Below are 23977 nucleotides of genomic sequence, written 5' to 3' on the forward strand. Positions count from 1 at the left end.
CGGTTACCGCTTCACCCCTGCGGAGCGTGCTGCTCCGTGTCGGGCCGGATGTCGATCCGCCACCCGGTCAGCCGGGCGGCGAGCCGGGCATTCTGCCCTTCCTTGCCGATGGCCAGTGACAGCTGGTAGTCGGGCACGGTGACCCGCGCCGACCGCGCCGCCAGGTCCACGACCTCGACCTTGCTCACCCGCGCCGGCGACAGCGCATTGGCGACCAGGTCGGCCGGATCGTCCGACCAGTCCACGATGTCGATCTTCTCGCCGTGCAGCTCCGCCATGACGGCCCGCACCCGCCCGCCCATCGGCCCGATGCACGCGCCCTTGGCGTTGAGCCCGGACCGTGTCGACCGCACCGCGATCTTCGTCCGGTGCCCGGCCTCCCGCGCGATGGCGGCGATCTCCACCGACCCGTCCGCGATCTCCGGGACCTCCATCGCGAACAGCTTCTTCACCAGGTTCGGATGGGTCCGCGACAGCGTCACCGACGGCCCCCGCACACCCTTCACCACCCGCACGACATACGACCGCAGCCGCGTGCCGTGCGCGTAGTCCTCGCCGGGAACCTGCTCCTGCACCGGCAGAATGGCCTCGAGCCGGCCGATGTCCACCAGTACGTTCTTCGGGTCCTTGCCCTGCTGCACCACGCCCATGACGACATCACCCTCGCGTCCGGCGTACTCGCCGAAGGTGATCTCCTCCTCGGCGTCCCGCAGCCGCTGCAGGATGACCTGCTTGGCGGTGGTCGCCGCGATCCGTCCGAAGCCCGAGGGGGTGTCGTCGAACTCGCGCGGCTCGGCACCCTCCTCCAGGTCCTCCGGGTCCTCCTTCGCCCACACCGTCACATGTCCGGTGCTGCGGTCCAGCTCCACCCGGGCGCGCCGGCGGCTGCCCTCGGTGCGGTGGTATGCGATGAGGAGGGCCGACTCGATCGCCTCGACCAGCAGGTCGAACGAGATCTCCTTCTCCCGCACCAGACCCCGCAGGGCACTCATGTCGATGTCCACGGCTACGCCTCCTCCTTCTTCTCGTCCTTACGGCTGAACTCCAGCTCGACCCGGGCCTTGGCGATCTCGTCGAACGCAACCCGCCGCTCGGTCGGCTTGCGCCCCTTGACCCCCGGCACCTCGAGATCGAGCCCGGTCTCGTCCACGGCCATGATCCGTGCGATCAGCTCCCCGCCCTCGTGCAGCTGGGCCTTGATCAGCCGCCCGGTGGCGCGGCGGTAGTGCCGCAGCTCGGTCAGCGGCCGGTCGGCGCCGGGAGAGGTCACCTCGAGGGTGTACGGGGCGCCGCCCATCGCATCCGACTCGTCCAGTGCCTGGGAGACATCGCGGCTGAGCGCCGCGCAGTCGTCCAACTGGACGCCGTCATCGGAATCGACCACGATCCTCAGCACCCGCCGCCTGCCTGCTGGGGTCACCTCGATCTCTTCCAGATCCAGGTCTCGCGCGGCGACGAGCGGTTCAAGCAGTCCGCGCAGCCTCTCGCTCTGGGTGGTGCTCATCCGGGTGACTCCTCGGCCGCGTGTGCTGTTGTGGGTAGGTCGCGTGTCGGGTCAAAGCCTATCGGTTCCGGCGGGGTACTGACGATTCGGTGGGCGGTGACGGATACTCTCGCCTGCGGTGATCACTACGGAAGACCCCGGGAAGTGGAACGTGGCGCTCACGCGCAGAAGGACCTTGCTGGCCGGCGCCGCCCTCGGGGGCGCGGCCCTGCTCACCGGCTGTTCCGAGGACCCCGCCCCCGAACGGGACGGACACTCCTCGGCCGCCGCCCGCCTGCGCCGCGGCGCCGCCCGCGACAGCACGGCGCTGCTGGCCCGGTACGACGCAACCCTGGCCGCCCACCCGACCCTGGAGCCCGCCCTGCGCCCTTTGCGCACCGAAGTGGCCCGCCACGCCGAAGCGTTCGGCGTGTCGCACCCCTCCTCCGCCGGGCACCCCCGCCCCCAGGTTCCCAAGGACGAGCGGACGGCCCGCGCCCAGCTGGCCGACTCCGAACGCAAACTGGCCGACAAGCGCACCACGGCCCTGACCACCGCCCCACCGGAGCTGGCCCGCCTGCTCGCCTCGGTGGCCGCAGCGGGCGCGGCGCACGCGTATCTGCTGACGAAGGCATGAGCAACCACGAGAGGGCGTGCGCCCGATGAAGGACGAGGAACTGCCGGCGGCCGAGGCGGCCCTGGCCGCCGAATACGCCGCCGTGTACGGCTACGGCGTGGTCGGCGCCCGGATCTCCCCTGACCGGCGCAAGGACGCCCAGGCCGCGTACGACGCCCACCGCGCACGCCGCGATGCCCTGCACCGCACCGTACGGGACCTGGGCGGCCGCCCGCCGGCCGCAGCAGCCGCCTACGAGCTGCCCTTCCCGGTCCCGGACGCGGCGGCCGCCGCCCGCCTGGCGGCGGAACTGGAGGACCGCCTGGCGGCCGTCTACGCCGATCTCGTACGGGTCTCGGAGAAGTCCCGCCGCCTGGACGCGGCGGCCGCACTGCGCGAGGCGGCGGTACGGGCGGTGAGCTGGCGCGGCAGCGGCGTAGCCTTCCCTGGGCTCGCGGAACGGACCACGGCCGACCCGCCGCCGAATTCCCCCGGCGCACCCTCCAACGCGCTCTGAACGGCCGCACCACCCCAGGAAAAGGACAGCTCAGGCATGGCAACAGCACCCATCGAACCGCCCCAGCGGTTGGTGAGTTCGCTGAGCGGCGACCCGGAAAGCCCCGCAGGCAAGTGGCTTGCCGCACTCCCCACGCTCGTTCAGCAGCAGCTGGAAACCTGGGATCTGACGCTGGAACGGGTGCACGCCCCCGGCGGCCGCAGCAGCCTGCTGGCCCTCGTACGGCAGAAGGACGGCACCCCCGCGGCACTGAAGTTCCCCGCCCCCGGCCACCTGCACGAGGCCGAGGCCCTCGAAATATGGGACGGCTGGGGCGCCGTACGTCTCCTGCGCACCGACGGCACCACCGGAGCGCTCCTCCTGGAACGCCTGCACGGCGCGGTATCGCTGCGCTCGTTGCCCGAGGCCAAGGCCTTCCTGGAAGCAGCCGGAACGGTCCGCCGTCTCTGGGTGCAGCCGGACCCCCAGCACCCCTTCGACACACTGGCAGGCCGCACGAAGGAGGCCGTGGAGTCCCTCCGCTGGGCCGGCCCCCTCGTCCCGACGGCCGCTCCCCTGATCGACGAGGCGCAGGAACTGCGCGAATCCCTCCCCGCCACCTCCGACGAACACTTCCTCCTGCACGGGGCGTTCCGGCAGGGCAAGGTGCTGGCGGGCGACCGGACGCCGTGGCTGGCCATCGGCCCGACCCCTGTGGTCGGCGAGCGCGCCTACGACCTGGCGGCGCTCGTCCTGGACCGTTTCGAAGACCTGATGGCGGGCTCCGGCGCAGCCACGGTGGCCCGGCGCAGGGTCGCCAAACTGGCCGACTCCCTGGAGGTGGACCGGGACCGCCTGCGGGCCTGGACGCTGTACCGCGCCGTCGACGCAGGCATCCGGGAATCGGCAGCAGGCGACCGCCGCCACGGCGAACTCCTTCTGGAATTCGCCGCCTGGCTGTAGGACGTCAGCCCCCACCGGACCGGCGGCCGCCTGCGTACCGGAGGGGCCGTACCGGGGTGTCCGGAGGCGCACCCCACGCACAAAAAGACGGCTACGGCGCCCCGGCGAAGAAAACCGCCGAAACCGCCGCAGCCGACTACAAGCTCATGCCGATGCGTCAGGCACTGAGGCGAGCAACGGCCTCCTCAACCGTCAGCTCCTCGCGCTCACCGGTCCGTCGGTCCTTGACCTCGACGATGCCCTCACCGGCACGCCGACCGGCGACGACGATGGTCGGCACCCCGAGCAGCTCCGCGTCGGTGAACTTCACGCCCGGCGAAACCCCCGCCCGGTCGTCGACGAGAACGCGCAGCCCCGCGGCACCGAGCTGCTCCCCCACCGACAGCGCCAGCTCCGTCTGCTTGGCCTTGCCCGCCGCGACGACGTGCACATCGGCCGGCGCGATCTCCCGCGGCCAGCACAGGCCCTTCTCGTCGTGCGTCTGCTCGGCGAGCGCGGCCACCGCACGGGAGACCCCGATGCCGTACGAGCCCATGGTGACCCGCTCCGGCTTGCCGTTCTGGCCGAGGACGTCGAGCTCGAAGGCGTCCGCGTACTTGCGGCCGAGCTGGAAGATGTGCCCGATCTCGATGGCGCGGTCGATCTTCAGCCCCGTACCGCACTTCGGGCACGGGTCCCCCGGCTCCACGACGACCACATCGAGGTACTGGTCGACCTCGAAGTCCCGGCCCGCGACGACGTTGCGGGCGTGCTTGCCTTCCTTGTTGGCGCCGGTGACCCAGGCCGTGCCGGAGGCGACGCGGGGGTCGGCGATGTACTTGAACGCCTTGCCCGCCAGGCCCTGCGGGCCTACGTAGCCGCGGACCAGCTCGGGATGGTCCACGAAGTCCTCGGCGGTGACCAGCTCGACGGTGGCCGGGGCGAGGTGCTCACCGAGCTTGCCCATGTCCACCTCGCGGTCGCCGGGCACGCCCACCGCGACGATCTCGCCGTCGACCTTGACCAGCAGGTTCTTCAGCGTTGCGGAAGCCGGAACGCCCAGGAACTCGGCGAGCGTCTCGATGGTCGGGGTGTCGGGGGTGTCCAGCTCCTCGACGGGCCCGTGGCCCGCGCCGTCGACCGGCTCGACCTTGACCGTCACGGCCTCCGTGTTGGCCGCGTAGTCACACGCCGGGCAGTCCACGAAGGTGTCCTCACCGGCCGCCGCGGGCGCCAGGAACTCCTCGGAGGCGGAGCCGCCCATCGCGCCGGAGACGGCCGAGACGATGCGGTAGTCCAGCCCCAGCCGCTCGAAGATCCGCTGGTAGGCCTGCCGGTGCAGCGCATAGGACTGCGCCAGACCCTCGTCCGTGGTGTCGAAGCTGTACGAGTCCTTCATGTGGAACTCGCGGCCGCGCAGCACGCCGGAGCGCGGGCGGGCCTCGTCGCGGTACTTGATCTGGATCTGGTAGAGGATCACCGGCAGGTCCTTGTAGGACGTGCACTGGTCCTTGACCGTGAGGGTGAAGATCTCCTCGTGGGTGGGGCCGAGGAGGTAGTCGGCGCCCTTGCGGTCCTTGAGGCGGAAGAGGAGGTCGCCGTACTCCTCCCAGCGGCCGCTGGTCTCGTAGGGCTCCTTGGGCAGCAGGGCCGGGAGCAGAACCTCCTGGCCGCCGATGGCGTCCATCTCCTCGCGGACGACGCGGGAGACGTTCTCCAGGACCTTCATGCCCAGCGGCAGCCACGTCCAGATGCCGGCGGAGGAGCGGCGGACGTACCCGGCGCGGACGAGCAGCTTGTGGCTGGCGGTCTCGGCGTCGGCCGGGTCCTCGCGCAATGTCTTGATCATCAAGCGGGACATGCGCTGAACCTGTGCGGCGTTGGCCATGGGAGTTTCTCCTGCGTAAGAAAGGTGACTCCCAGGAGGTTAGCCGCAGGGGTGTGAACCAAGGAAATGCGTTACACCCGACGGCCTCCCGCCACCGCTCAGGGCCGTATGAGCGGCAGCGGCGCCCCCATCACGGCATACGGGGTCGGCGCGCTCGGGAACAGCACCCGCCGCGCGATGTCGCGGTACCCCAGCGACCGGTACAGCGCCCGGGCCGGGCTCTCGACGTCGATCGCGGACAGAATCGACCGCGGTTCCTGCGCCTCGTCCGTGATCCGGGTGATCAGCGTCCGGCCGATCCCGCGGCCCTGGTAGGCGGGATGCACATGCAGTTCCGTGATGACGAAGGAATCGTCCAGCCAGTGATCGAGGTGAGCGCTGCGCAGATACGGCTCGACAACGGTCGACCACCAGTGTGCGCGGTCGTTCGGCATCCCGTACACGAACCCGATGAGCCGTCCCGTGGGCGTGGTGGCCCCCAGGGCGCGCGCTCCCCGGCATCCGAGGTGGCGCAGCACGATATGCCGCCGCACCGCGACCTCGTCGTCGCTCAGCCCGAACGCGAGCGCCTGCACCGCGAGCGCGTCGTCCACGCGGGCGGCGAGATCGAGAGGGCCGACCGCGACATCATCCATGATCCGGAGCGTACAAGGCGGCGCCCCGGAAAAACACGACTAGCCAGAACATGACGTACCACAGCGGCACGGCCGACGGGCACCGCGCGGAACCCCGGCCGGCGCCCCGCGGAACCGCACCCGTGGTCAGAACAGCACGCTCATGAACGCGCCGACTTCCTCGAAGCCCACCCGCCGGTACGAGGCCCGCGCCGCGGTGTTGAAGTCGTTCACGTACAGGCTCACCACGGGCGCCACATCGCTCAGCGCATACCGCAGCACCGCCGCCATCCCGGTCTCCGACAGCCCCTTGCCCCGGTAGGCGGGATCGACCCAGACCCCTTGGATCTGGCAGGCCCGGGGGGTGGCGGCGCCGATCTCGGCCTTGAAGACGACCCGGCCGTTCTCGACCCGGGCGAAGGACCGGCCGGCTCCGACGAGCTCGGCGACCCGCGCCTGGTAGAGCAGCCCGCCGTCGCCGGCCATCGGTGAGATGCCGACCTCTTCGGTGAACATGGCCACGCACGCCGGCATGATCACGTCCATCTCGTTCTTGCGGATCCGCCGGACGTAGGGGTCGGGTGCGATCTCGGCGGACGGCGACGAGGTGACCATCAGCGGCTGGTGCGCGCGCACGTCCCTGGCCGGGCCCCAGTGCGGCTCCAGCAGCGACCACAGCTCGGCGGTGGGCTCCGCGGGCCCGACGATCGAGGAGCACCGCCGCCCCTGCCGGCGCGCCCGCTCGGCGAAGCCGTGCACGGCCTCCGAGGTGGCGCACACCGGCACGAGATTGGCCCCGGCGTAACACAGCGACTCCAGCCGCCCGCCGACGTACCAGCCCCACATCTCGCCGCCGAGCCGCCAGGGGTCGAGCCCGGCGATCCGGACGCGGGCGGCGACGAAGGCATTGGCGACCGGATCGCGGTCCAGGACCGCGAGGGCGTCCTCGAGCTCCCCGGGCTCGAGGACCTTGATGGTGGTGGTCGTCAGCACGTGTCGGAAAGCCTCACCGTTACGGGCCTGGGAGGCCAGGCGGGAGCAGGTCTTGGCACTTTACCTCCACCCGCCGGGAAGCAGCCTGCCCGCTGCGGGACGGCCCACGGAAGCGCAGGCCGCGGGCGCACCGGGACCGCGGACACACGAGAGCCCCGCGGCCCGGAGGGGGCTGCGGGGCTCGGCTGCCCGGTGGCAGCGGGCCGGCGGATCAGCCGGCGATGGCCACGGTCGGCTCGCCGGAGGCGACGCCGTCGGCCTCCATCTGCGCCGCGATCTTCAGCGCCTCTTCGATCAGCGTCTCGACGATCTTCGACTCGGGCACGGTCTTGATGACCTCGCCCTTCACGAAGATCTGGCCCTTGCCGTTGCCGGAGGCGACACCCAGGTCGGCCTCGCGGGCCTCGCCCGGACCGTTGACGACACAGCCCATGACGGCGACGCGCAGCGGCACCTCCATGCCCTCCAGGCCCGCGGTGACCTCGTCGGCGAGCTTGTAGACATCGACCTGGGCGCGTCCGCAGGAGGGGCAGGAGACGATCTCCAGCCGGCGCTGCCGCAGGTTCAGCGACTCCAGGATGGAGATCCCGACCTTGACCTCCTCGGCGGGCGGCGCGGACAGCGACACCCGGATCGTGTCGCCGATGCCCTCGCTGAGCAGCGCGCCGAAGGCGACCGCGGACTTGATGGTGCCCTGGAACGCGGGGCCGGCCTCGGTGACGCCGAGGTGCAGCGGGTAGTCGCACTGGGCGGCGAGCTGGCGGTAGGCGTTGACCATCACGACCGGGTCGTTGTGCTTGACCGAGATCTTGATGTCGCGGAAGCCGTGCTCCTCGAAGAGCGAGGCCTCCCACAGCGCGGACTCGACCAGCGCCTCGGGGGTGGCCTTGCCGTACTTCTGCAGCAGGCGCCGGTCCAGCGATCCGGCGTTGACGCCGATACGGATCGGCGTACCGGCTTCGGAGGCCGCCTTGGCGATCTCCTTGACCTTGTCGTCGAACTGCTTGATGTTGCCGGGGTTGACGCGGACGGCCGCACAGCCGGCGTCGATGGCGGCGAAGACGTACTTCGGCTGGAAGTGGATGTCCGCAATGACCGGGATCTGCGACTTCTTCGCGATGACCGGCAGGGCGTCGGCGTCGTCCTGGGTGGGGCAGGCGACCCGGACGATCTGGCAGCCGGAGGCGGTCAGCTCGGCGATCTGCTGGAGCGTGGCGCCGATGTCGGAGGTACGCGTGGTCGTCATCGACTGCACCGAGACCGGTGCGTCTCCACCGACGGCGACCGTACCGACCTGGATCTTGCGGCTGACCCGGCGGTCGGCGAGCTTGGTCGGTACGTCCGGCATTCCCAGTGAAATGGCAGTCATCTGGCGAGCAACCCCAAGGTGTGGATCAAGGTCCCGAATTCGGCGGGCTCCGGCATCCGAGATTACGTCACCAAGGTTGCGGTAGGCACATCGCTCCCCTGGGGCCCCTCGAAAGAGAACGGCCGGGCACCCCCAAACGCCATGGTGGTGCCCGGCCGCCGTCCAAACCCGCTTTCCGGCCAGAAAAGGGCTGTCAGGTCAGCTTCACCGGATTCACCACGTCGGCCACCAGCACCAGCAGCGTGAAGCAGATGAAGATCCCGGCGACGACGTAGGCGACCGGCATCAGCTTGGCCACGTCGAAGGGGCCGGGGTCGGGCCGCCGGCAGACCTTGGCGAAGGCGCGGCGGACGGCCTCCCACACGGCGCCGGCGATATGCCCGCCGTCCAGGGGGAGCAGCGGCAGCATGTTGAACAGGAACAGCGAGAGGTTGAACCCGGCGACCAGGAAGAGCATGGTCGCCACCCGCTGCTCCGGCGGGATGTCCAGGGAGAAGACCTCGCCGCCGACCCGTGCCGCGCCGACCACGCCCATCGGGGAGTCCTGCTTGCGCTCGCCGCCGTTGAACGCGGCGTCCCACAGGTCCGGGACCTTGCCGGGCAGGTGGACCAGCGAGGAGACGCCCTGCTCGACCATGTTGCCCATGCGGTCCACGGACTGGCCGAAGGACTGCTGGACGACGCCGCTGGCCGGGGTGAAGCCGAGGAATCCGGCCGTGACGAACTCGCCGGGGACGTAGCCGCCGTGCCCGTCCGTCTTGGCGACCTTGTTCTCTATCAGGTCGGCCTGCAGGGTCTTCCGGGCGCCGTGCCGCTCGACGACGATGATGGCGGGCCCGGTGGTGTCGCGGATCTGCCCCTGGAGGGTGTCCCAGTCCGGTACGGCGTGCCCGTTGAACGAAACGATCTTGTCGCCGGCCCGCAGCCCGGCGGCCTTGGCCGGCGAGTCCTTCGCACCGGCCGGGCACTTGTCGGTCTTGGCGGCCGCCGAGATGACGCACTCCGAGACCGACCCGACCTGCGTCGTCTGCGTATTGATCCCGAAGCCCATCAGCACGCTCATGAAGATCACGACCGCGAGGATCAGGTTCATGAACGGCCCGGCGAACATCACGATGATGCGCTTCCAGGGCTTACGGGTGTAGAAGAGCCGCTTCTCGTCGCCGGGCTGCAGCTCCTCGAAGGCCGCCGAGCGGGCGTCCTCGATCATGCCGCGGAACGGCGAGGTGGAGCGGGCCTGCAGCTTGCCGTCGTCGCCGGGCGGGAACATGCCGATCATGCGGATGTAGCCGCCGAGCGGGATCGCCTTGATGCCGTACTCGGTGTCGCCCTTCTTGCGGGAGAAGATCGTCGGCCCGAAGCCCACCATGTACTGCGGCACCCGGATACCGAACATCTTGGCCGTGGAGAGATGGCCGAGTTCGTGCCAGGCGATGGAGAACAGCAGGCCGACGACGAAGACGACTATGCCGAGGATGGTCATCCAGGTCGTCATGCGCGAGCCTCCGAAGGTGTCCGTGCCGCACGGGCGGCCAGTTCCCGGGCGCGGGCGCGCGCCCAGGTTTCCGCCTGCAAGACGTCCGCCACGGTCAGGGAGGTTCCCGTGCCGGGTGTGCCGTGCTCGGCGACCACTTCCGCGACCGTATCCACAATCCCTGTGAACGGCAGCCCGCCGGTCAGGAACGCATCCACGCATTCCTCGTTCGCGGCGTTGAAGACGGCGGGCGCGGTGCCGCCGAGATCACCCACGTGGCAGGCGAGCGCGACGGACGGGAAGGCCTGCGCGTCCAGCGGGAAGAACTCCCAGGTCTGCGCCTTCGTCCAGTCCACGCCGGGGGCGGCGTCCGGGACCCGCTCGGGCCAGCCCAGGCCCAGCGCGATCGGCATCCGCATATCGGGCGGGCTGGCCTGGGCGAGGGTGGAACCGTCGGTGAATTCCACCATCGAGTGGATATACGACTGCGGATGGACCACGACCTCGATGCGGTCGAAGGGGACGTCGAAGAGCAGATGCGCCTCGATGACCTCCAGGCCCTTGTTGACCAGGGTCGCGGAGTTGATGGTGACGACCGGGCCCATGGACCAGGTGGGGTGGGCGAGGGCCTGTTCGGGTGTCACCCCGGCCAGCTCCCGCTTCGTACGGCCGCGGAACGGGCCGCCGGAGGCGGTGACGACCAGCTTGCGGACCTCGGCGCGCTCGCCGCCGGCCAGCGCCTGGAAGAGCGCGGAGTGCTCGGAGTCGACGGGGACGATCTGGCCGGGCCTGGCGACGGCCTTGACCAGCGGGCCGCCGACGATCAGCGATTCCTTGTTGGCCAGGGCGAGCACCCGGCCGGCCTTCAGGGCGGCGAGGGTGGGGGCGAGGCCGATGGAGCCGGTGATGCCGTTGAGGACGGTGTGGCATGGCGAGGCGGCGAGCTCGGTGGCGGCGTCGGGGCCGGCCAGGATCTCGGGCAGCGGCTCCCCCGCCCCGTAGCGCGCCGCCAGGGCCTCGCGCAGCGCGGGGACGACGTTCTCCCGGGCGACGGCGACGGCGGACACCCGCAGCTGGTGGGCCTGGTCGGCGAGCAGGTCCACCCGGCCGCCGGCCGCGGAGAGCGCGGTGACGCGGAAGCGGTCGGGGTTGCGCAGCACGATGTCGATCGCCTGTGTGCCGATCGAACCGGTCGAGCCGAGGATCACGATGTCGCGCGGGCCCGCCGTACCGGCGGTGGCCGGCTCGAAGCGCAGGTGCGGATGGGAGAGGGAGTGGGAGTCCGTCATGCCGTCCATTGTTGCCGGTCGGCGGGGCTCCTCGTACGGGGGACCCGGTGGCCGCCCGTACGAGGGGCCGAGCGCGTCACCTCAGCCGATGGGGCGGCGCACGTTGTCCTTGGCGCTGGGGCCGGGGGTGGCGTCCGCGATCCAGGGGCCGTCGCCGCTGGGGTCGATCACGCCCTCCTCCAGCCAGGTGTAGCTGCCGCCGAGGACCCCGGAGACGATCTTGCGGTCGAGGTCGTCGGTATTCGCCCACAGCCGGTCGAACAGCTCCTCGACGCGGATCCGCGACTGGCGGCAGAAGACGTCGGCGAGCTGATGGGCCTCGCGGCCGTGCTCGCCGGTCAGCCGCAGATGTTCGGCGCGCACACAGGCGGCGCTCATGGCGAACAGCTCCGCACCGATGTCGACGATCCGGCCGAGGAAGCCCTGTTTGGTCTCCATCCGGCCCTGCCAGCGGGACATCGCGTAGAAGGTGGAGCGGGCGAGCTTGCGGGAGGCTCGCTCGACATACCGCAGATGGCCCGCGAGATCACCGAACTCCGCGTAGGTGCGCGGGAGTTGACCGGGTCCGGCGACGAGCTTGGGCAGCCAGCGGGCGTAGAACCCGCCGGCCCTGGCCGCCGCGCGGCCCTTCTCGGCGAGGGACTTCTCGGGGTCGATGAGGTCACCGGCGACGGACAGATGGGCGTCGACGGCCTCGCGGGCGATCAGCAGATGCATGATCTCCGTGGAGCCCTCGAAGATCCGGTTGATGCGCATATCGCGCAGCGTCTGTTCGGCGGGGACGGCGCGTTCGCCGCGGGCGGCGAGCGAATCGGCGGTCTCGAAGCCGCGGCCGCCGCGGATCTGCACCAGGTCGTCGGCCATCAGCCAGCCCATCTCGGAGCCGTAGAGCTTGGCGAGTGCGGCCTCGATGCGGATGTCGTTGCGGTTCTCGTCGGCCATCTGGGAGGAGAGGTCGACGACGGCCTCGAGGGCGAAGGTGGTGGCGGCGATGAAGGACACCTTGCCGCCGACGGCCTCGTGTTTCGCGATCGACTTGCCCCACTGCTCGCGGGCCGTGGACCATTCGCGGGCGATCTTCAGGCACCATTTGCCGACGCCGACGCACATCGCGGGCAGCGAGAGGCGGCCGGTGTTGAGCGTGGTCAGGGCGATCTTGAGGCCGGCGCCCTCGGGGCCGATGCGGTGGGCGGCCGGGACCCGTACCCGGTGGAAGCGGGTGACGCCGTTCTCCAGACCGCGCAGGCCCATGAAGGCGTTGCGGTTCTCGACGGTGATCCCGGGCGAGTCGGCCTCGACGACGAAGGCGGTGATGCCGCCCTTGTGGCCTTCGGAGGCGGGCACCCGCGCCATCACGACCAGCAGGTCGGCGACGACGCCGTTGGTGGTCCACAGCTTGACGCCGTCCAGGACGTAGTCGTCCCCGTCGGGGACCGCGGCGGTGGCCAGCCGGGCCGGGTCGGATCCGACGTCCGGTTCGGTCAGCAGGAACGCCGAGATGTCCGTACGGGCGCAGCGCGGCAGGAAGGCGTCCTTCTGCTCCTCGGTGCCGAAGAGCTTCAGCGGCTGCGGTACGCCGATGGACTGGTGGGCGGAGAGCAGTGCGCCGATGGCGGGGCTGGCGGAGCCGGCCAGGGCGAGGGCCCGGTTGTAGTAGACCTGGGTGAGGCCCAGACCGCCGTACTTGGTGTCGATCTTCATGCCGAGCGCGCCGATGTCCTTGAGCCCCTTGAGGGTCTCGTCGGGGATCTTGGCCTCGCGCTCGATGCGGGCGCCGTCGATCCTGGTCTCGCAGAATTCGCGCAGGGTGGCCAGGAACTTCTCGCCGCGCCGGACGTCGTCGGCAGCCGGTGTGGGGTGCGGATGGATGAGGTCGAGCCTGAAGCGTCCCAGGAACAGTTCCTTGGCGAAGCTGGGCTTGCGCCAGTCCTGCTCGCGGGCCGCCTCGGCGACCTGCCGGGCTTCGCGCTCGGAAACCTTGCGGATGGACGGAGCCGTCATCAGGAGCTCACCTCGCCGCGTCGGGGAGTGCTGCGCCGGACGGCCGGTCGGCCGGCCGGACAGTGCTACTTGTGAGGGTTACCCGATCCGCAGGTGTTGCACCAGTGGTGCCGCAGGAAGGCGGTGCGCGGGCGGGCGGTATCCGCCATGGGCCGTATGGGCGACGGCGCCGGCCGCGCGGGGGTCCGTCCTATCGGCCGAACGGGGGACGCGGCGCGCTCCGGTACGGGGGTGCCGGAGCGCGCCGCGGCCAGGGGCCGGCGCCGGGGGGTGCGCCGGCCGGAGCCTGGACGGCAGTACGGCCCAAGGGATGGCCGTCGCTGTCCACCGGTCCAGGCCGGTCCGGTGTGACGGTGTTGACAGTGTTACGGCTGCCACAGCTGTGACAGCTGTGACGGCGTTACAGAGCCAGTCCGGTCAGGACCAGGACCCGCTCGTAGGTGTAGTCGTCCATCGCGTAGCGCACGCCCTCGCGGCCCACGCCGGACTGCTTGGCGCCGCCGTACGGCATCTGGTCGGCCCGGTAGGACGGCACATCGCCGATGATCACGCCGCCGACCTCCAGGGCGCGGTGGGCGCGGAAGGCGGTCTGCGTGTCGTGCGTGAAGACACCGGCCTGCAGACCGTACTTGGAGGCGTTGACCGCGGCGAACGCCTCGGCCTCGCCGTCGACCTTCTGGATGCTCAGCACCGGGCCGAAGACCTCTTCGCAGGCCAGGGTGGCGTCGGCGGGCACGTCCGCCAGGACGGTCGGCGCGTAGGAGGCGCCGTCGCGCTTGCCGCCCGCGAGCAGCTTCGCACCGCGCTCGACGGCCTCGTCCACCCAGGACTCGACGCGCTGGGCGGCGGCCTCGTTGACCAGCGGGCCGACCTCGGTGGCGTCGTCGGAGGGGTCGCCGGTGACCTGCGCATTGACGGCCGCGACGATCTTGGGGACCAGGCGGTCGTAGACGGAGGCGTCGGCGATGACCCGCTGCACCGAGATGCAGGACTGGCCGCCCTGGTAGTTGGAGAAGGTGGCGATCCGCTGCGCCGCCCAGTCCAGGTCCGCCTCGGAGGACCAGTCGGGCAGCACGACGGCCGCGCCGTTGCCGCCGAGCTCCAGGGTGCAGTGCTTGCGCGGCACCGAGTCGAGGATGTCGTAGCCGACCTTCTCGGAACCGGTGAAGGAGATGACCGGCAGACGCTCGTCCTGCACCAGCGCCGGCATCGCCTCGTTGCCCACCGGGAGGATCGACCAGGAACCGGCCGGCAGGTCGGTGCCCTCCAGCAGCTCGCCGATGATGAGTCCCGAAAGCGGGGTGGCCGGGGCGGGCTTGAGGATGATCGGGACGCCGGCCGCGATGGCCGGGGCGATCTTGTGGGCGCACAGGTTCAGCGGGAAGTTGAACGGGGCGATGCCCAGGACCGTGCCGCGCGGGAAGCGGCGGGTCAGCGCGAGACGGCCGGTGCCGCCCGCGTCGGTGTCCAGGCGCTGCGCCTCGCCGCCGTTGAAGCGGCGGGCCTCCTCGGCCGCGAAACGGAACACCGAGATCGCCCGGCCCACCTCGCCGCGCGCCCACTTCATCGGCTTGCCGTTCTCGGCGGAGATCAGCCGGGCGATCTCCTCCGTACGCTCCACCAGCCGGCGGCCGACCTGGTCGAGGGCGGCGGCCCGCACATGGGCGGGGGTCGCGGCGAGCTCGTCCTGGACGGCGACGGAGGCGGCGATGGCCTCCTCGACCTGCGCCTCGGTGGGGACGCTCACCGTGCCGACAAGACGTCCGTCCCAGGGGGAGGTGACATCGAAGGTGGCATCGCCGGTGGCCCTGCGGCCGGCGAGCCAGAAGGCGGTGGGGGCTGCAGCAGTGTTCGGCACAGTAATCCCGGCCCTTCCCAAGTGGTGGAGTGGTGCATGGAGCTCCGCGGGCGGCTCGGTGAGCGGCACGCTGCACCCACGGTAGGGGCGGGGCGCCGCCCTGGCGTTTGTCCGAACCGGAGAAATCGGGGGGCGTGTCCCTACGCGGTGGAGGGGGCGGCCGCGTGCGCGTCACTCCTCCGGCGGCGCCGAGGTCGCCTTGAGCGCCAGCCACAGCTCCATCCGGACGTCCGCATCGTCCAGCGAGCGGCCCAGGATCTCCTCCACCCGCCGCATCCGGTAACGCAGCGTATGACGGTGTACGCCCAGGTCGGCGGCGGCCGCGTCCCACTGGCCGTGGCGGGCGAGCCAGGCGCGCAGCGAGGCGACGAGATCACCGCGCCCGGTCGCATCGTGCTCCCGCAGCGCCCGCAGCAGCCCGTCGGCGAACGCGCGTACCGCGTCGTCGGCGAGCAGCGGCAGCACGGAGCCGGCCGCCACGTCCTCGTGCTCGACCAGCGTCCGGCCGCGGCGGCGGGCGACGTAGAGGGCCTGTTCGGCCTGGCGGTAGGCGGTGGCGGCGGACATCGGGCCGGTCGGTGCGGAGATGCCGACCGCCAGGCCCTCGGCGCGGCCCGCCTCGTCCCGTGCGGACCGGCCGCCCACCCGCGGCCGGTCCCCGGCGCGGGCCTCGGCCAGGGCGGCGAACTCGGCGCAGGCGTCGGCGGCCGCCCCGCCGTCCGCGACCAGGACGATCAGCCGGGTGCCGTCCGGGACGGCGAGGACCGCCTCGCCGGTCCGGGCGGCGGCCGAGTCCATGGCATCGGCGAGCGCATCGAGAACGGCCGGGGTTCCGGCGCCCGGGGGCTCGCCCTCGGCGGCCACCGGCTCGGCCACCACCATCCGGAACGGGGCGTCCAGCAGCCCGCCGTAGAGCCGTCCCGCCACCGCCCGCGCATGGTCCGGCTCCCCCGCCAGCAGCATCTTGAGCACCGCGGCGCCGAGCCGCTGCTCGGCGTCCTGCAGGGCGCGGGACCGCTCGGTGGTGAGGGTGAGCAGGGCGACGGCGGAGTGCACGGCGTACCGCTCGGCGGTGCCCAGCGGCGCGCCCGTCCCGACCGCCAGCACCCCGCGCGCCCGCCGGCCGGTGCCCAGCGACTGCAGCTCGACCCGGTCGTCGCCGTCCGTGTCGCTCACCACCGAACTGGCGGGCGCGGGCCGCTCCCGCAGCCGCGCCACGTCGTCGGCCAGCCGGGCCGCGCGCCGGGCCGCCCAGTCGGGGGCGGCGGCCACCACGGCACCGGACGCGTCGTAGAGCGCGGCCCAGCCGTCCAGATGCGCGGCGAGCCGGGCCAGCAGTTCGGCCGGGCCCTCGGCGCTGAGCGCGGCCCGGGTCAGCTCCCGCTGCGCCTCGAACCCGGCCGTCACGGCCCGGTACTGATCGGCGGCGACGGCGGCCGACACGGCCTTGCTGATCGCGATGAACGGCGTCCGGCGCGGCACCCCCAGCAGCGGCAGCCCCTCCTGCCGGGCCGCCTCCACCAGCGCCTCGGGTGCCTCCTCGTAGTTCACCCCGACCGCGAAGCCCAGCCCGACGACACCCGCCTGCGCCACCCTGCGCACATACCGGCGGCTGGCCTCCGCGTCCTCCGCGTCCAGCTTCAGCGCGGTGATCAGCAGCAGCTCGCCGCCCTCCATGTAGGGCACCGGATCGATCAGCTCGCTCGCATGCGCCCAGCGCACCGGAACGTCCAGCCGGTCCTCACCCGCGAGCACGGTCAGCTTGAGCGCGGTGTGGTTGACGAGAGAGGCGAGGGTGTGGGGCATAGGACCTTCGATGACGAGGGGGAGCCGACGGCCACCCTACGGGGCTTTGCGCCGCCCCGTATGAACGGCCAGTGCCGATTCTGCCTGAACGGAGGAATCCAGGGGACCTCTCGTGCGGTTCCCGCAGGGACGGATCGGGACGGATCCCGCCTGTGGGCCGCCCGGGGCGCCGCCCCGTCCGGCCCTGCAACCGGCTCCTCCCCCTCACCTCGCCCCTCACCCCCTCAGATCCACCAGCACCGGCGGCGCATGCTCCCCCTTCACCGATGTCACCGACAGCACCGCATGCCCCGCGGGCAGGGAGTTGGCGAGATCCGAGGCGGACCAGCGCTCCCGTTCCACCGTCCGCACGGTGACCGCCTTGGCGGTGGCCGCCTTGCCGGTGACCAGCTGGCGGAAAATGTGGAACGCCTTGCCCGCGGCGCTCTCCGCGATGATCTGACGGTCGGTCACATCACGGGTCTCCACCCACTCCTTGCCCCACACCTCGGCGAACCGCGCGCCGTCCCACGTCGTCACGCCCGCGAACGCCATCCGGCAGCCGACCGCGCCGAGCAGCGCACTGCGCAGCGCGTCGGGGACGTCGTCCAGCGAGCGCAGCGTGAGCACCGCCCCGGCGTTCGCCGAGCGCAGCCGCTGGAGGCCGCGCAGCGCCTCGGCGGTGATGGTGTGCGCCGCCTCGTCCAGCACCAGACAGGCGAAGAGCGAACGGTCACTGCGGGCTACCGCGCACTCGGTGAACTGGGCGAGCACCAGGCGCGCCAGGATCCGTGAGGCCTCGGCGTGACCGCGTTCCGGAAGCTCGATACGGACCCGCAGGGGGTGGTCGAGCGCACGCAGCGAGACCTGGCGGGTGCGTCCGGTGGGGTCGAAGCAGTCGGCGAAGGCGGGCCGGTCGAGCAGCGCGATGCGGTCGGCGAGCAGCACGCCCGCATCGCCCGGACGCTCCGACTGCCGGGCACGCGCGTCCAGTTCGCGCAGCAGCGTCTGCTCGCCGCTCCCCTCCAGCGCGGACCGCAGCGCGCCCATCGCCGCGGGCGCGCCGTCGAGCAGTTCCCGCAGCTCGGGAACGCTGGGAAAGCGCTCATGCACGGCCCGGAAGGGCCCGAGCAGCTGCGCGAGCGCGGTAGCCGCCCGCCGGCTGTCCCCGCCGGGCAGCTGCTCGGCCAGATCACCGACCAGCGCCTCGGCGAGGATGGCGGCGGCCTCGTCGGGGTCGGTGGTGCCGCCGTAGAGGTCGAGGTCGCACTCCGGGTCGCGGCGGCCGATCGTGACCACCACATCGAACGCGTCGTCCGGGCCGAGGTCCGCACCGGCCGGTCCGACGGCGATCACCGCGCACTGCCCGGCCAGCGCCTGCAGGCACATCGACTCCACCACGGGCCGGACCACCCGGGTCGTCTTACCGCTCCCCGCCGGGCCGACGGCCAGCAGGGAGGTGCCGAGCACGGCAGGTTCCAGGGCACAGCCGGCGCCCCGGTGCTGGTACGGATTGCGCTCATGGTCGGCGGCGGTGCCGAGCCGCACCTGGTGGGCCAGGAGATCGTGCTCGGCGGTCCTACGGGTCAGATCGCGCCGGCCCGAGGGGTGCGCACAGGCCGCGGCACCCTGCCGCAGCACGGTGTCCGTGAAGGAGGCCAGCGAGTTCTTGCCGGACCGCACCGACTGCCAGGCACGGTCGATCCTGGCCACATCCACATCGTTCATCCGCCCGGCGCGGGCCTCCTCGGCAAGCTTGTCCGCGGCGTCGGGGGCACCGTGGGCGCGCAGCTCGGGCCATTGGGCGGGGTCGGTGGCGGGCTTGGGGGCGGCGGCGGCCGGGCGGGGACGCAGGCGCCGGACGAGCGGCCCGACGAGCGGCATCAGGAAGCGCCGGCCGAGTTCGGGCCAGCGGCCGAGGCGGCCGAAGACGACGGCCATGAGGACGATGAAAAGCCCGTAGTAGATGTAGCTGGCCCAGACATAGGCCATCGGGTCGGTGCCGTCCCGCCAGGAGTCGGGCGTGAGGAGCACCAGCGGCCACAGCCAGTAGCTGCCGAGATATTGGTTCCACAGCAGCGACCACAAAAGCCACCCGCACAGAAACGAGATCAGCGCACCGCTGATCAGCTGCCGGGTGGGAATCCGCTCCGGCTCCTCCGCAGGCCGCGGCCGGTGCCCGTACGTCCAGACGCCCGGCCCCGCCGCCGGGCGCGGGGTCCGCAGCCAGGCGAGCAGCGGCGGCTCGGGGGCGTCGGCGGGGTGGCCGGGCGGGGCCGTGGGCATGGCGGGAAGCCCGGCGGGGGGTGTGGCGGGAGGCGGCGGCGCATCCGGCGGTGCCGCCGGGCGCGGGACGAGTTCGGAGCGGGTGTTGCGTGCGTCCTGCGTGCCCTCGGTATCCATCCGCTGCCCTTGTCCCCCTCGAGCCGTCATCTGCTGACGCCGCTCAATCTACTGGCCCCCCGCCCCCGCTATATCCGGTGCGGACAACGCAACACGCGCACTTCTCCCGAACGGAACATGCCCGCACCGGTCCACCGGCCCTAACCTGCGAGAACAAGACCTCTGTACGTCCCCGTCCGACCCCAGGAGACTGCTATGACCGAACTGTCCGGAGGCCCGGCCCTCCCCCAGGAGCGTCGCATCGTCACCGCGATTCCCGGCCCGAAGTCGCAGGAGCTGTGGGCCCGTAAGCAGGAGACCGTGGCCGCTGGTGTCGGTGCGGTGCTGCCCGTGTTCATCAAGCGTGCCGGTGGCGGTGTCCTGGAGGACGTGGACGGGAACTCCCTGATCGACTTCGGTTCGGGTATCGCCGTGACCTCGGTCGGCAACAGTGCGGAGGCCGTGGTGCGCAGGGCCACCGCGCAGCTCGCCGACTTCACCCACACCTGTGCGATGGTCACGCCGTACGAGCCGTACATCGAGGTGTGTGAGCAGCTCGCCGAGCTGACCCCGGGTGACCACGCGAAGAAGTCGGCGCTGTTCAACTCCGGCGCGGAGGCCGTGGAGAACGCCGTCAAGATCGCGCGGGCGTACACCAAGCGGCAGGCCGTCGTCGTGTTCGACCACGGCTACCACGGCCGGACGAACCTGACCATGGCGCTGACGGCGAAGAACATGCCGTACAAGCACGGCTTCGGGCCGTTCGCGCCCGAGGTGTACCGCGTACCGCTGGCCTACCCCTACCGCTGGCTGACCGGTCCGGAGAACTGTGCGCAGGAGGCCGCCGACCAGGTCATCTCGCAGATCACCAAGCAGATCGGCGCGGAGAACGTCGCGGCGATCATCATCGAGCCGGTGCTCGGTGAGGGCGGCTTCATCGAGCCGGCCAAGGGCTTCCTCCCGGCGATCGTGAACTTCGCGCGGGAGAACGGGATCGTCTTCGTCGCGGACGAGATCCAGTCGGGCTTCTGCCGTACGGGCCAGTGGTTCGCGTGTGAGGACGAGGGGATCGTGCCGGACCTCATCACGACCGCGAAGGGCATTGCGGGCGGTCTGCCGCTGGCCGCGGTCACCGGCCGCGCCGAGATCATGGACGCCGCGCACGCGGGCGGCCTGGGCGGCACCTACGGCGGTAACCCGGTGGCCTGCGCCGCCGCTCTCGGCGCCATCGAGACCGCGCGCGAGCTGGACCTCAACGGCAAGGCCCAGCACATCGAGCAGGTCATGAAGGCCCGTCTCACGGCCATCGCGGAGAAGTTCGACATCATCGGCGAGGTCCGCGGCCGCGGCGCGATGATCGCGATCGAGCTGGTGAAGTCCGGTTCCAAGGAGCCGAACCCGGAGGCCACCGGCGCGCTCGCCAAGGCCTGCCACCAGGAGGGTCTGCTGGTCCTGACGACCGGTACGTACGGCAATGTGCTGCGCTTCCTGCCGCCGCTGGTGATCGGTGAGGACCTGCTCAACGAGGGTCTGGACATCCTTGAGGCGGCGTTCGCCAAGCTCTGAGCGGCGAGCGGCTGAGCAGTCCGGCGGCGGCCCGGGGCACGACGATGACGTGCCCAGGGCCGCCGCCGCTTTGCGGATGCGAGCGGTCCGGACGAGGACGACCTGCGCTGCCGCGTGAAGAAGATGTGCGGGGCGAATGGCGGCCCGGTGATGCGGCTGTCGGGTGCGCGGCGGGTGCCGTACGGTTTCTGCAGATGAGAGAAAAACCCCGTCCGCAGGGGACTGCGGGCGATGCCCGGTCGGCGCTTCCCCGGCTCCGATCTGGCCGTGCCCTCGCGCACACGACCGGGACCCGTGCGATACGGGGCTCCGGGAATCCTCACCGATCGGATGTCCGCCCGCCCCATACCCCCCGGGGCGCGCGGGACACCGGTCAGCACGGCCGCCTCGGAACCACCCCCCCTGTTCCGAGGCGGCCTCCTCTTTTTCCCGTTCTCGGTTCTCCCGTTCCCGGTTCTCGCGTTCCCGCTTTTCCCACCCGCGCAGTGGGTCCGCTCGCTGCCGTGCTCGTCCTCGCCGTGCTCCTCTTCACGGTGATCAGCCGGCAGGTGGCCGGTCACGGTCCGCTCCGTACGGTGGATGAGCGGACCGGGCGGGCCGTTGCCCACAGCGCGATTCCTCCGGGGCTTGCGGAGTTTTTCGCCGATCTCGGCAATACGGCCGTTGCCTTGCCGGTGCTGCTGGTGGTGGCGGGGTGGGCCGGATGGGCCGCTCGGCGCGGGCGGCGGCGGGTGGCGGAAGGCGGCGGTCCGGTGCGCTGGTGGCTGCCGCCCGTCGCCGCCGCCTCGGCCCTGGCCGCGGTGCCCGCGCTGGTCGTCCCGCTCAAGCTGTGGTTCGCCCGGCCGGGGCCGCCGGGTATGGGCGGGGGCGCGCAGGACGGCTTCTTTCCGTCGGGGCACGCCGCGACGGCGGCGGTCGCGTACGGGGTGGCCGCGCTGCTGCTGATCCGGGCGCGGGTACCCGGGCGGGCGCGCCGCCGGGCCGCGTGCGCCGTGGCGGCCGGCGGCGTGCTGGTCAACGTCGGCGTGGGCATCGGGCTGGTGCGCCGGGGCTACCACTGGCCCCTGGACGTGCTGGGCAGCTGGTGCCTGGCCGGAGTGCTGCTGGTGGCGTGGTGGGCGGTGTGCGAACGGTGGGCGCGGGCCGGGGCGCCCCTCACCCCTCCGCCGCCCGCCTCGCCGCCGCCTCATGCAGCGCCAGCTCCAGGACGCACGGGTCGGTGAGCGTGCCGGTGCCGTCCGGCGGCACCAGCCAGCGGATGCCGCCGGTGGTCCGGCCCGGATGCGGGACCGCGATCCAGGTGCCGCGCCCGGCGCCCCGTACGCCGGTGCCCAGCCAGTGGGCGACGGTGCCGGGCGGGACGAAGAAGCCGATGCGGGCACCGGCGGAATCGGCCAGGACCGGGCCGGGGCGGTCGAGGAGGCGGGTGAGGACCGCGAGGGCCGGGGCGGCCAGCACGGCATCGGCGATCAGCACGTCCCAGAGCCGGCCGGCCGGCAGCAGCGCGACGCCGAGCGGATTGCGCTCCCATTCCCAGCGGCAGGGCCCGGGGTCCGCTGCCGCCGATACCAGCCAGTCCACTGCCTTGTTCGTCCCCGCGGCGCCCATGTCCGTACCTCGCTTCCCGGTGGCCCTGCCGGGCCGGTGTCTCCGGGAGGGAGAGCGCGCGCGGACGGAGTCCTTACACGGGTGACGAGGGCTTTCGCAGTAGGGACGAGGGCGTTCGCAGCACTAGGGGGGCGTGCAACTCCACGGCGCCCGCCCCCCGTTGTGCGTCAGCTGTCGAAGCCCAGGCCCACCTTGTCCATGGCCTTCAGCCACAGATTGCGGCGCCCGCCATGGGTGTCCGCGCGGGTCATCGACCACTGCGTGATGCCGATACCGGCCCAGCGCAGCGGCTCGGGCGGGAAGGGCAGCGGCTTCGTGCGGACCATCTCCAGCTCCGTGCGTTCCGTGCGTTCGCCGGAGAGCAGATCGAGCATCACCTCCGCACCGAAGCGGGTGGCGCCCACGCCGAGGCCGGTGTAGCCCGCGGCGTAGGCGACCCGGCCGGCGTGCGCGGTGCCGAAGAAGGCGGAGAAACGGGCGCAGGTGTCGATGGCGCCGCCCCAGGCGTGCGTGAAGCGCAGGCCCTCCAGCTGCGGGAAGCAGCGGAAGAAGTGCCGGGCGAGCTTCTCGTAGGTGGCCGGGTGGTGGTCGAACTCGGCCCGTACGCCGCCGCCGTAGCGGTAGACGATGTCGTAACCGCCCCACAGGATGCGGTGGTCGGCAGTGATGCGGAAGTAGTGGAAGTGGTTGTTGGAGTCGGAGAGGCCCTGGCGGTTCTTCCAGCCGATGGCGGCGAGCTGTTCGTCGGAGAGCGGCTCGGTCATCAGGGCGTGGTCGTAGACCGGCACGATGTACGGGCGGACCCGCTTGACCAGCGACGGGAAGGCGTTGGTGCCGAGCGCCACATGACGGGCGAAGATGCGGCCGTAGGGGGTGCGGACGGCCATGCCCATGCCTTCGGAGGCGAGGCCGGTGGCGCGGGTGCGCTCGTAGATGCGGACGCCGTAGCCGAGGCAGGCCTGCTTGAGGCCCCAGGCGAGCTTGGCCGGGTTGAGCATGGCGACGCCGTCGCGGTCCCACAGGCCGGCGCGGAAGGTCGGCGAGTCGACCTCGGCGCGCAGTTCGTCCTGGTCGAGGAAGCGGTGGCGGTCCAGGCCCAGCTGGGCGGCCTCCTCGGCGGCATCCTTGAGCTCGGCGACCTGGTACGGCTCGGTGGCGATGTCGATCTCGCCGGTGCGCTCGAAGTCGCAGTCGATGTTGTAGCGGGCGACCGCGTGCTCGATGGCGTCGAGGTTCTTGATGCCGAGCTCTTCGAGCTTGGGGAGTTCGCCGGGCCAGCGCGCCAGGCCGTTGCCGATGCCGTGGGTGAGGGAGGCGGCGCAGAAGCCGCCGTTGCGCCCGGAGGCGGCCCAGCCGATCTCGGCGCCCTCGATCAGGACGACGTCGCGCTGGGGGTCGCGCTCCTTGGCGATCAGTGCCGTCCACAGGCCCGAGTAGCCGCCTCCGACGACCAGCAGATCGCAGGTCTCGTCGCCGACGAGGGCGGGCTCGGCGACCGGGCGGCCGGGGTCGGCCAGCCAGAAGGGGGTGGGTTCGGCGTCGGCGAGCGCATGGACGGGGGATGCCCCCGACGGATACGGCATGGCAGCTCGTGCCATGGTTCTCAGCTCCTC

The 23977-nt window shown here is 71.9% G+C and carries 19 protein-coding genes; 5 read left to right on the plus strand and 14 right to left on the minus strand.

Features of this window, described 5'->3' with window-relative positions; all coding sequences use genetic code 11:
- Window positions 1-11 precede the first annotated feature (11 nt).
- Complete coding sequence (gene nusA / locus ADL29_RS19515) at window positions 12-1004, minus strand: transcription termination factor NusA (RefSeq protein WP_053924934.1); 993 nt, start codon at window positions 1002-1004, stop codon at window positions 12-14.
- Between the two features lie 2 nt (window positions 1005-1006).
- Window positions 1007-1504 carry a ribosome maturation factor RimP gene (rimP, locus tag ADL29_RS19520; protein WP_046925731.1) on the minus strand — a complete coding sequence of 166 codons (498 nt, stop codon included), beginning with the start codon at window positions 1502-1504 and terminating at the stop codon, window positions 1007-1009.
- A 118-nt stretch (window positions 1505-1622) separates the two neighbouring features.
- Here rimP and ADL29_RS19525 point away from each other — a divergent pair, with 118 nt between their 5' ends.
- From ADL29_RS19525 to ADL29_RS19535, 3 genes are read left to right on the plus strand one after another with little or no spacing between them, the layout of a single operon-like run.
- On the plus strand, window positions 1623-2120 hold the full coding sequence (locus ADL29_RS19525; protein WP_245689532.1) for a hypothetical protein: 498 nt from the start codon (window positions 1623-1625) through the stop codon (window positions 2118-2120).
- A 25-nt stretch (window positions 2121-2145) separates the two neighbouring features.
- Window positions 2146-2616: a ferritin-like domain-containing protein gene (locus tag ADL29_RS19530; protein ID WP_053924936.1), complete on the plus strand. Its 471-nt coding sequence runs from the start codon at window positions 2146-2148 to the stop codon at window positions 2614-2616.
- A 36-nt stretch (window positions 2617-2652) separates the two neighbouring features.
- Window positions 2653-3558, plus strand: coding sequence for an aminoglycoside phosphotransferase family protein (locus ADL29_RS19535; RefSeq protein WP_053924937.1), 906 nt, complete (start codon window positions 2653-2655; stop codon window positions 3556-3558).
- A gap of 157 nt (window positions 3559-3715) precedes the next feature.
- Here the strand turns inward: ADL29_RS19535 and ADL29_RS19540 are convergent, their stop codons facing one another.
- From ADL29_RS19540 to ADL29_RS19585, 10 genes are all read right to left on the minus strand, one after another.
- Entirely contained in the window at window positions 3716-5425 is a 1710-nt protein-coding gene (locus ADL29_RS19540; RefSeq protein ID WP_053924938.1) for a proline--tRNA ligase, read from the minus strand.
- Window positions 5426-5523: 98 nt separating this feature from the next.
- Window positions 5524-6060, minus strand: a complete 537-nt coding sequence (locus tag ADL29_RS19545; protein ID WP_053924939.1) for a GNAT family N-acetyltransferase — start codon at window positions 6058-6060, stop codon at window positions 5524-5526.
- A gap of 126 nt (window positions 6061-6186) precedes the next feature.
- Window positions 6187-7032, minus strand: a complete 846-nt coding sequence (locus tag ADL29_RS19550) for a GNAT family N-acetyltransferase (RefSeq protein ID WP_053924940.1) — start codon at window positions 7030-7032, stop codon at window positions 6187-6189.
- 211 nt (window positions 7033-7243) lie between these two features.
- Window positions 7244-8401, minus strand: a complete 1158-nt coding sequence (ispG, locus tag ADL29_RS19555; RefSeq protein WP_053924941.1) for a flavodoxin-dependent (E)-4-hydroxy-3-methylbut-2-enyl-diphosphate synthase — start codon at window positions 8399-8401, stop codon at window positions 7244-7246.
- Between the two features lie 193 nt (window positions 8402-8594).
- Complete coding sequence (locus ADL29_RS19560; protein ID WP_053924942.1) at window positions 8595-9896, minus strand: M50 family metallopeptidase; 1302 nt, start codon at window positions 9894-9896, stop codon at window positions 8595-8597.
- The gene (gene dxr, locus ADL29_RS19565; RefSeq protein ID WP_053924970.1) at window positions 9893-11164 is read right to left on the minus strand and encodes a 1-deoxy-D-xylulose-5-phosphate reductoisomerase; all 1272 of its coding nucleotides are present in this window, start codon (window positions 11162-11164) and stop codon (window positions 9893-9895) included. Before dxr ends, ADL29_RS19560 begins: the two co-directional genes overlap by 4 nt.
- Before the next feature lie 81 nt (window positions 11165-11245).
- Window positions 11246-13165 carry an acyl-CoA dehydrogenase family protein gene (locus tag ADL29_RS19570; RefSeq protein ID WP_053924943.1) on the minus strand — a complete coding sequence of 640 codons (1920 nt, stop codon included), beginning with the start codon at window positions 13163-13165 and terminating at the stop codon, window positions 11246-11248.
- A 400-nt stretch (window positions 13166-13565) separates the two neighbouring features.
- On the minus strand, window positions 13566-15023 hold the full coding sequence (locus tag ADL29_RS19575) for an aldehyde dehydrogenase family protein (RefSeq protein ID WP_211274353.1): 1458 nt from the start codon (window positions 15021-15023) through the stop codon (window positions 13566-13568).
- A 171-nt stretch (window positions 15024-15194) separates the two neighbouring features.
- Entirely contained in the window at window positions 15195-16829 is a 1635-nt protein-coding gene (locus ADL29_RS19580; protein WP_053924944.1) for a PucR family transcriptional regulator, read from the minus strand.
- 216 nt (window positions 16830-17045) lie between these two features.
- The gene (locus ADL29_RS19585; RefSeq protein ID WP_053924945.1) at window positions 17046-19211 is read right to left on the minus strand and encodes a type IV secretory system conjugative DNA transfer family protein; all 2166 of its coding nucleotides are present in this window, start codon (window positions 19209-19211) and stop codon (window positions 17046-17048) included.
- A 195-nt stretch (window positions 19212-19406) separates the two neighbouring features.
- Between ADL29_RS19585 and gabT the strand changes: the two genes are divergently transcribed.
- Window positions 19407-20756, plus strand: a complete 1350-nt coding sequence (gabT, locus tag ADL29_RS19590) for a 4-aminobutyrate--2-oxoglutarate transaminase (protein WP_053924946.1) — start codon at window positions 19407-19409, stop codon at window positions 20754-20756.
- A 485-nt stretch (window positions 20757-21241) separates the two neighbouring features.
- A complete protein-coding gene (locus ADL29_RS19595) occupies window positions 21242-21979 on the plus strand; it encodes a phosphatase PAP2 family protein (RefSeq protein WP_245689533.1) in 738 nt (245 codons plus the stop codon).
- Here the strand turns inward: ADL29_RS19595 and ADL29_RS19600 are convergent.
- Both ADL29_RS19600 and ADL29_RS19605 read right to left on the minus strand, forming a co-directional pair.
- Window positions 21912-22364 (minus strand): hypothetical protein, encoded by a 453-nt coding sequence (locus tag ADL29_RS19600; protein ID WP_053924947.1) that lies wholly within the window; start codon window positions 22362-22364, stop codon window positions 21912-21914. The genes ADL29_RS19595 and ADL29_RS19600 overlap by 68 nt on opposite strands.
- A 167-nt stretch (window positions 22365-22531) precedes the next feature.
- Window positions 22532-23947 (minus strand): NAD(P)/FAD-dependent oxidoreductase, encoded by a 1416-nt coding sequence (locus ADL29_RS19605; RefSeq protein ID WP_107095027.1) that lies wholly within the window; start codon window positions 23945-23947, stop codon window positions 22532-22534.
- Window positions 23948-23977: the final 30 nt, after the last annotated feature.

The organism is Streptomyces chattanoogensis, assembly GCF_001294335.1.
Lineage (GTDB): Bacteria > Actinomycetota > Actinomycetes > Streptomycetales > Streptomycetaceae > Streptomyces > Streptomyces chattanoogensis.

Coding starts and splice junctions, on each gene's coding strand:
- rimP (WP_046925731.1), bottom strand. CDS start 1,504: ATGAGCACCACCCAGAGCGAGAGGCTGCGCGGACTGCTTGAACCGCTC.
- ADL29_RS19530 (WP_053924936.1), top strand. CDS start 2,146: ATGAAGGACGAGGAACTGCCGGCGGCCGAGGCGGCCCTGGCCGCCGAA.
- ADL29_RS19535 (WP_053924937.1), top strand. CDS start 2,653: ATGGCAACAGCACCCATCGAACCGCCCCAGCGGTTGGTGAGTTCGCTG.
- ADL29_RS19540 (WP_053924938.1), bottom strand. CDS start 5,425: ATGGCCAACGCCGCACAGGTTCAGCGCATGTCCCGCTTGATGATCAAG.
- ADL29_RS19545 (WP_053924939.1), bottom strand. CDS start 6,060: ATGGATGATGTCGCGGTCGGCCCTCTCGATCTCGCCGCCCGCGTGGAC.
- ispG (WP_053924941.1), bottom strand. CDS start 8,401: ATGACTGCCATTTCACTGGGAATGCCGGACGTACCGACCAAGCTCGCC.
- ADL29_RS19560 (WP_053924942.1), bottom strand. CDS start 9,896: ATGACGACCTGGATGACCATCCTCGGCATAGTCGTCTTCGTCGTCGGC.
- dxr (WP_053924970.1), bottom strand. CDS start 11,164: ATGACGGACTCCCACTCCCTCTCCCATCCGCACCTGCGCTTCGAGCCG.
- ADL29_RS19570 (WP_053924943.1), bottom strand. CDS start 13,165: ATGACGGCTCCGTCCATCCGCAAGGTTTCCGAGCGCGAAGCCCGGCAG.
- ADL29_RS19580 (WP_053924944.1), bottom strand. CDS start 16,829: ATGCCCCACACCCTCGCCTCTCTCGTCAACCACACCGCGCTCAAGCTG.
- ADL29_RS19585 (WP_053924945.1), bottom strand. CDS start 19,211: ATGGATACCGAGGGCACGCAGGACGCACGCAACACCCGCTCCGAACTC.
- gabT (WP_053924946.1), top strand. CDS start 19,407: ATGACCGAACTGTCCGGAGGCCCGGCCCTCCCCCAGGAGCGTCGCATC.
- ADL29_RS19600 (WP_053924947.1), bottom strand. CDS start 22,364: ATGGGCGCCGCGGGGACGAACAAGGCAGTGGACTGGCTGGTATCGGCG.
- ADL29_RS19605 (WP_107095027.1), bottom strand. CDS start 23,947: ATGCCGTATCCGTCGGGGGCATCCCCCGTCCATGCGCTCGCCGACGCC.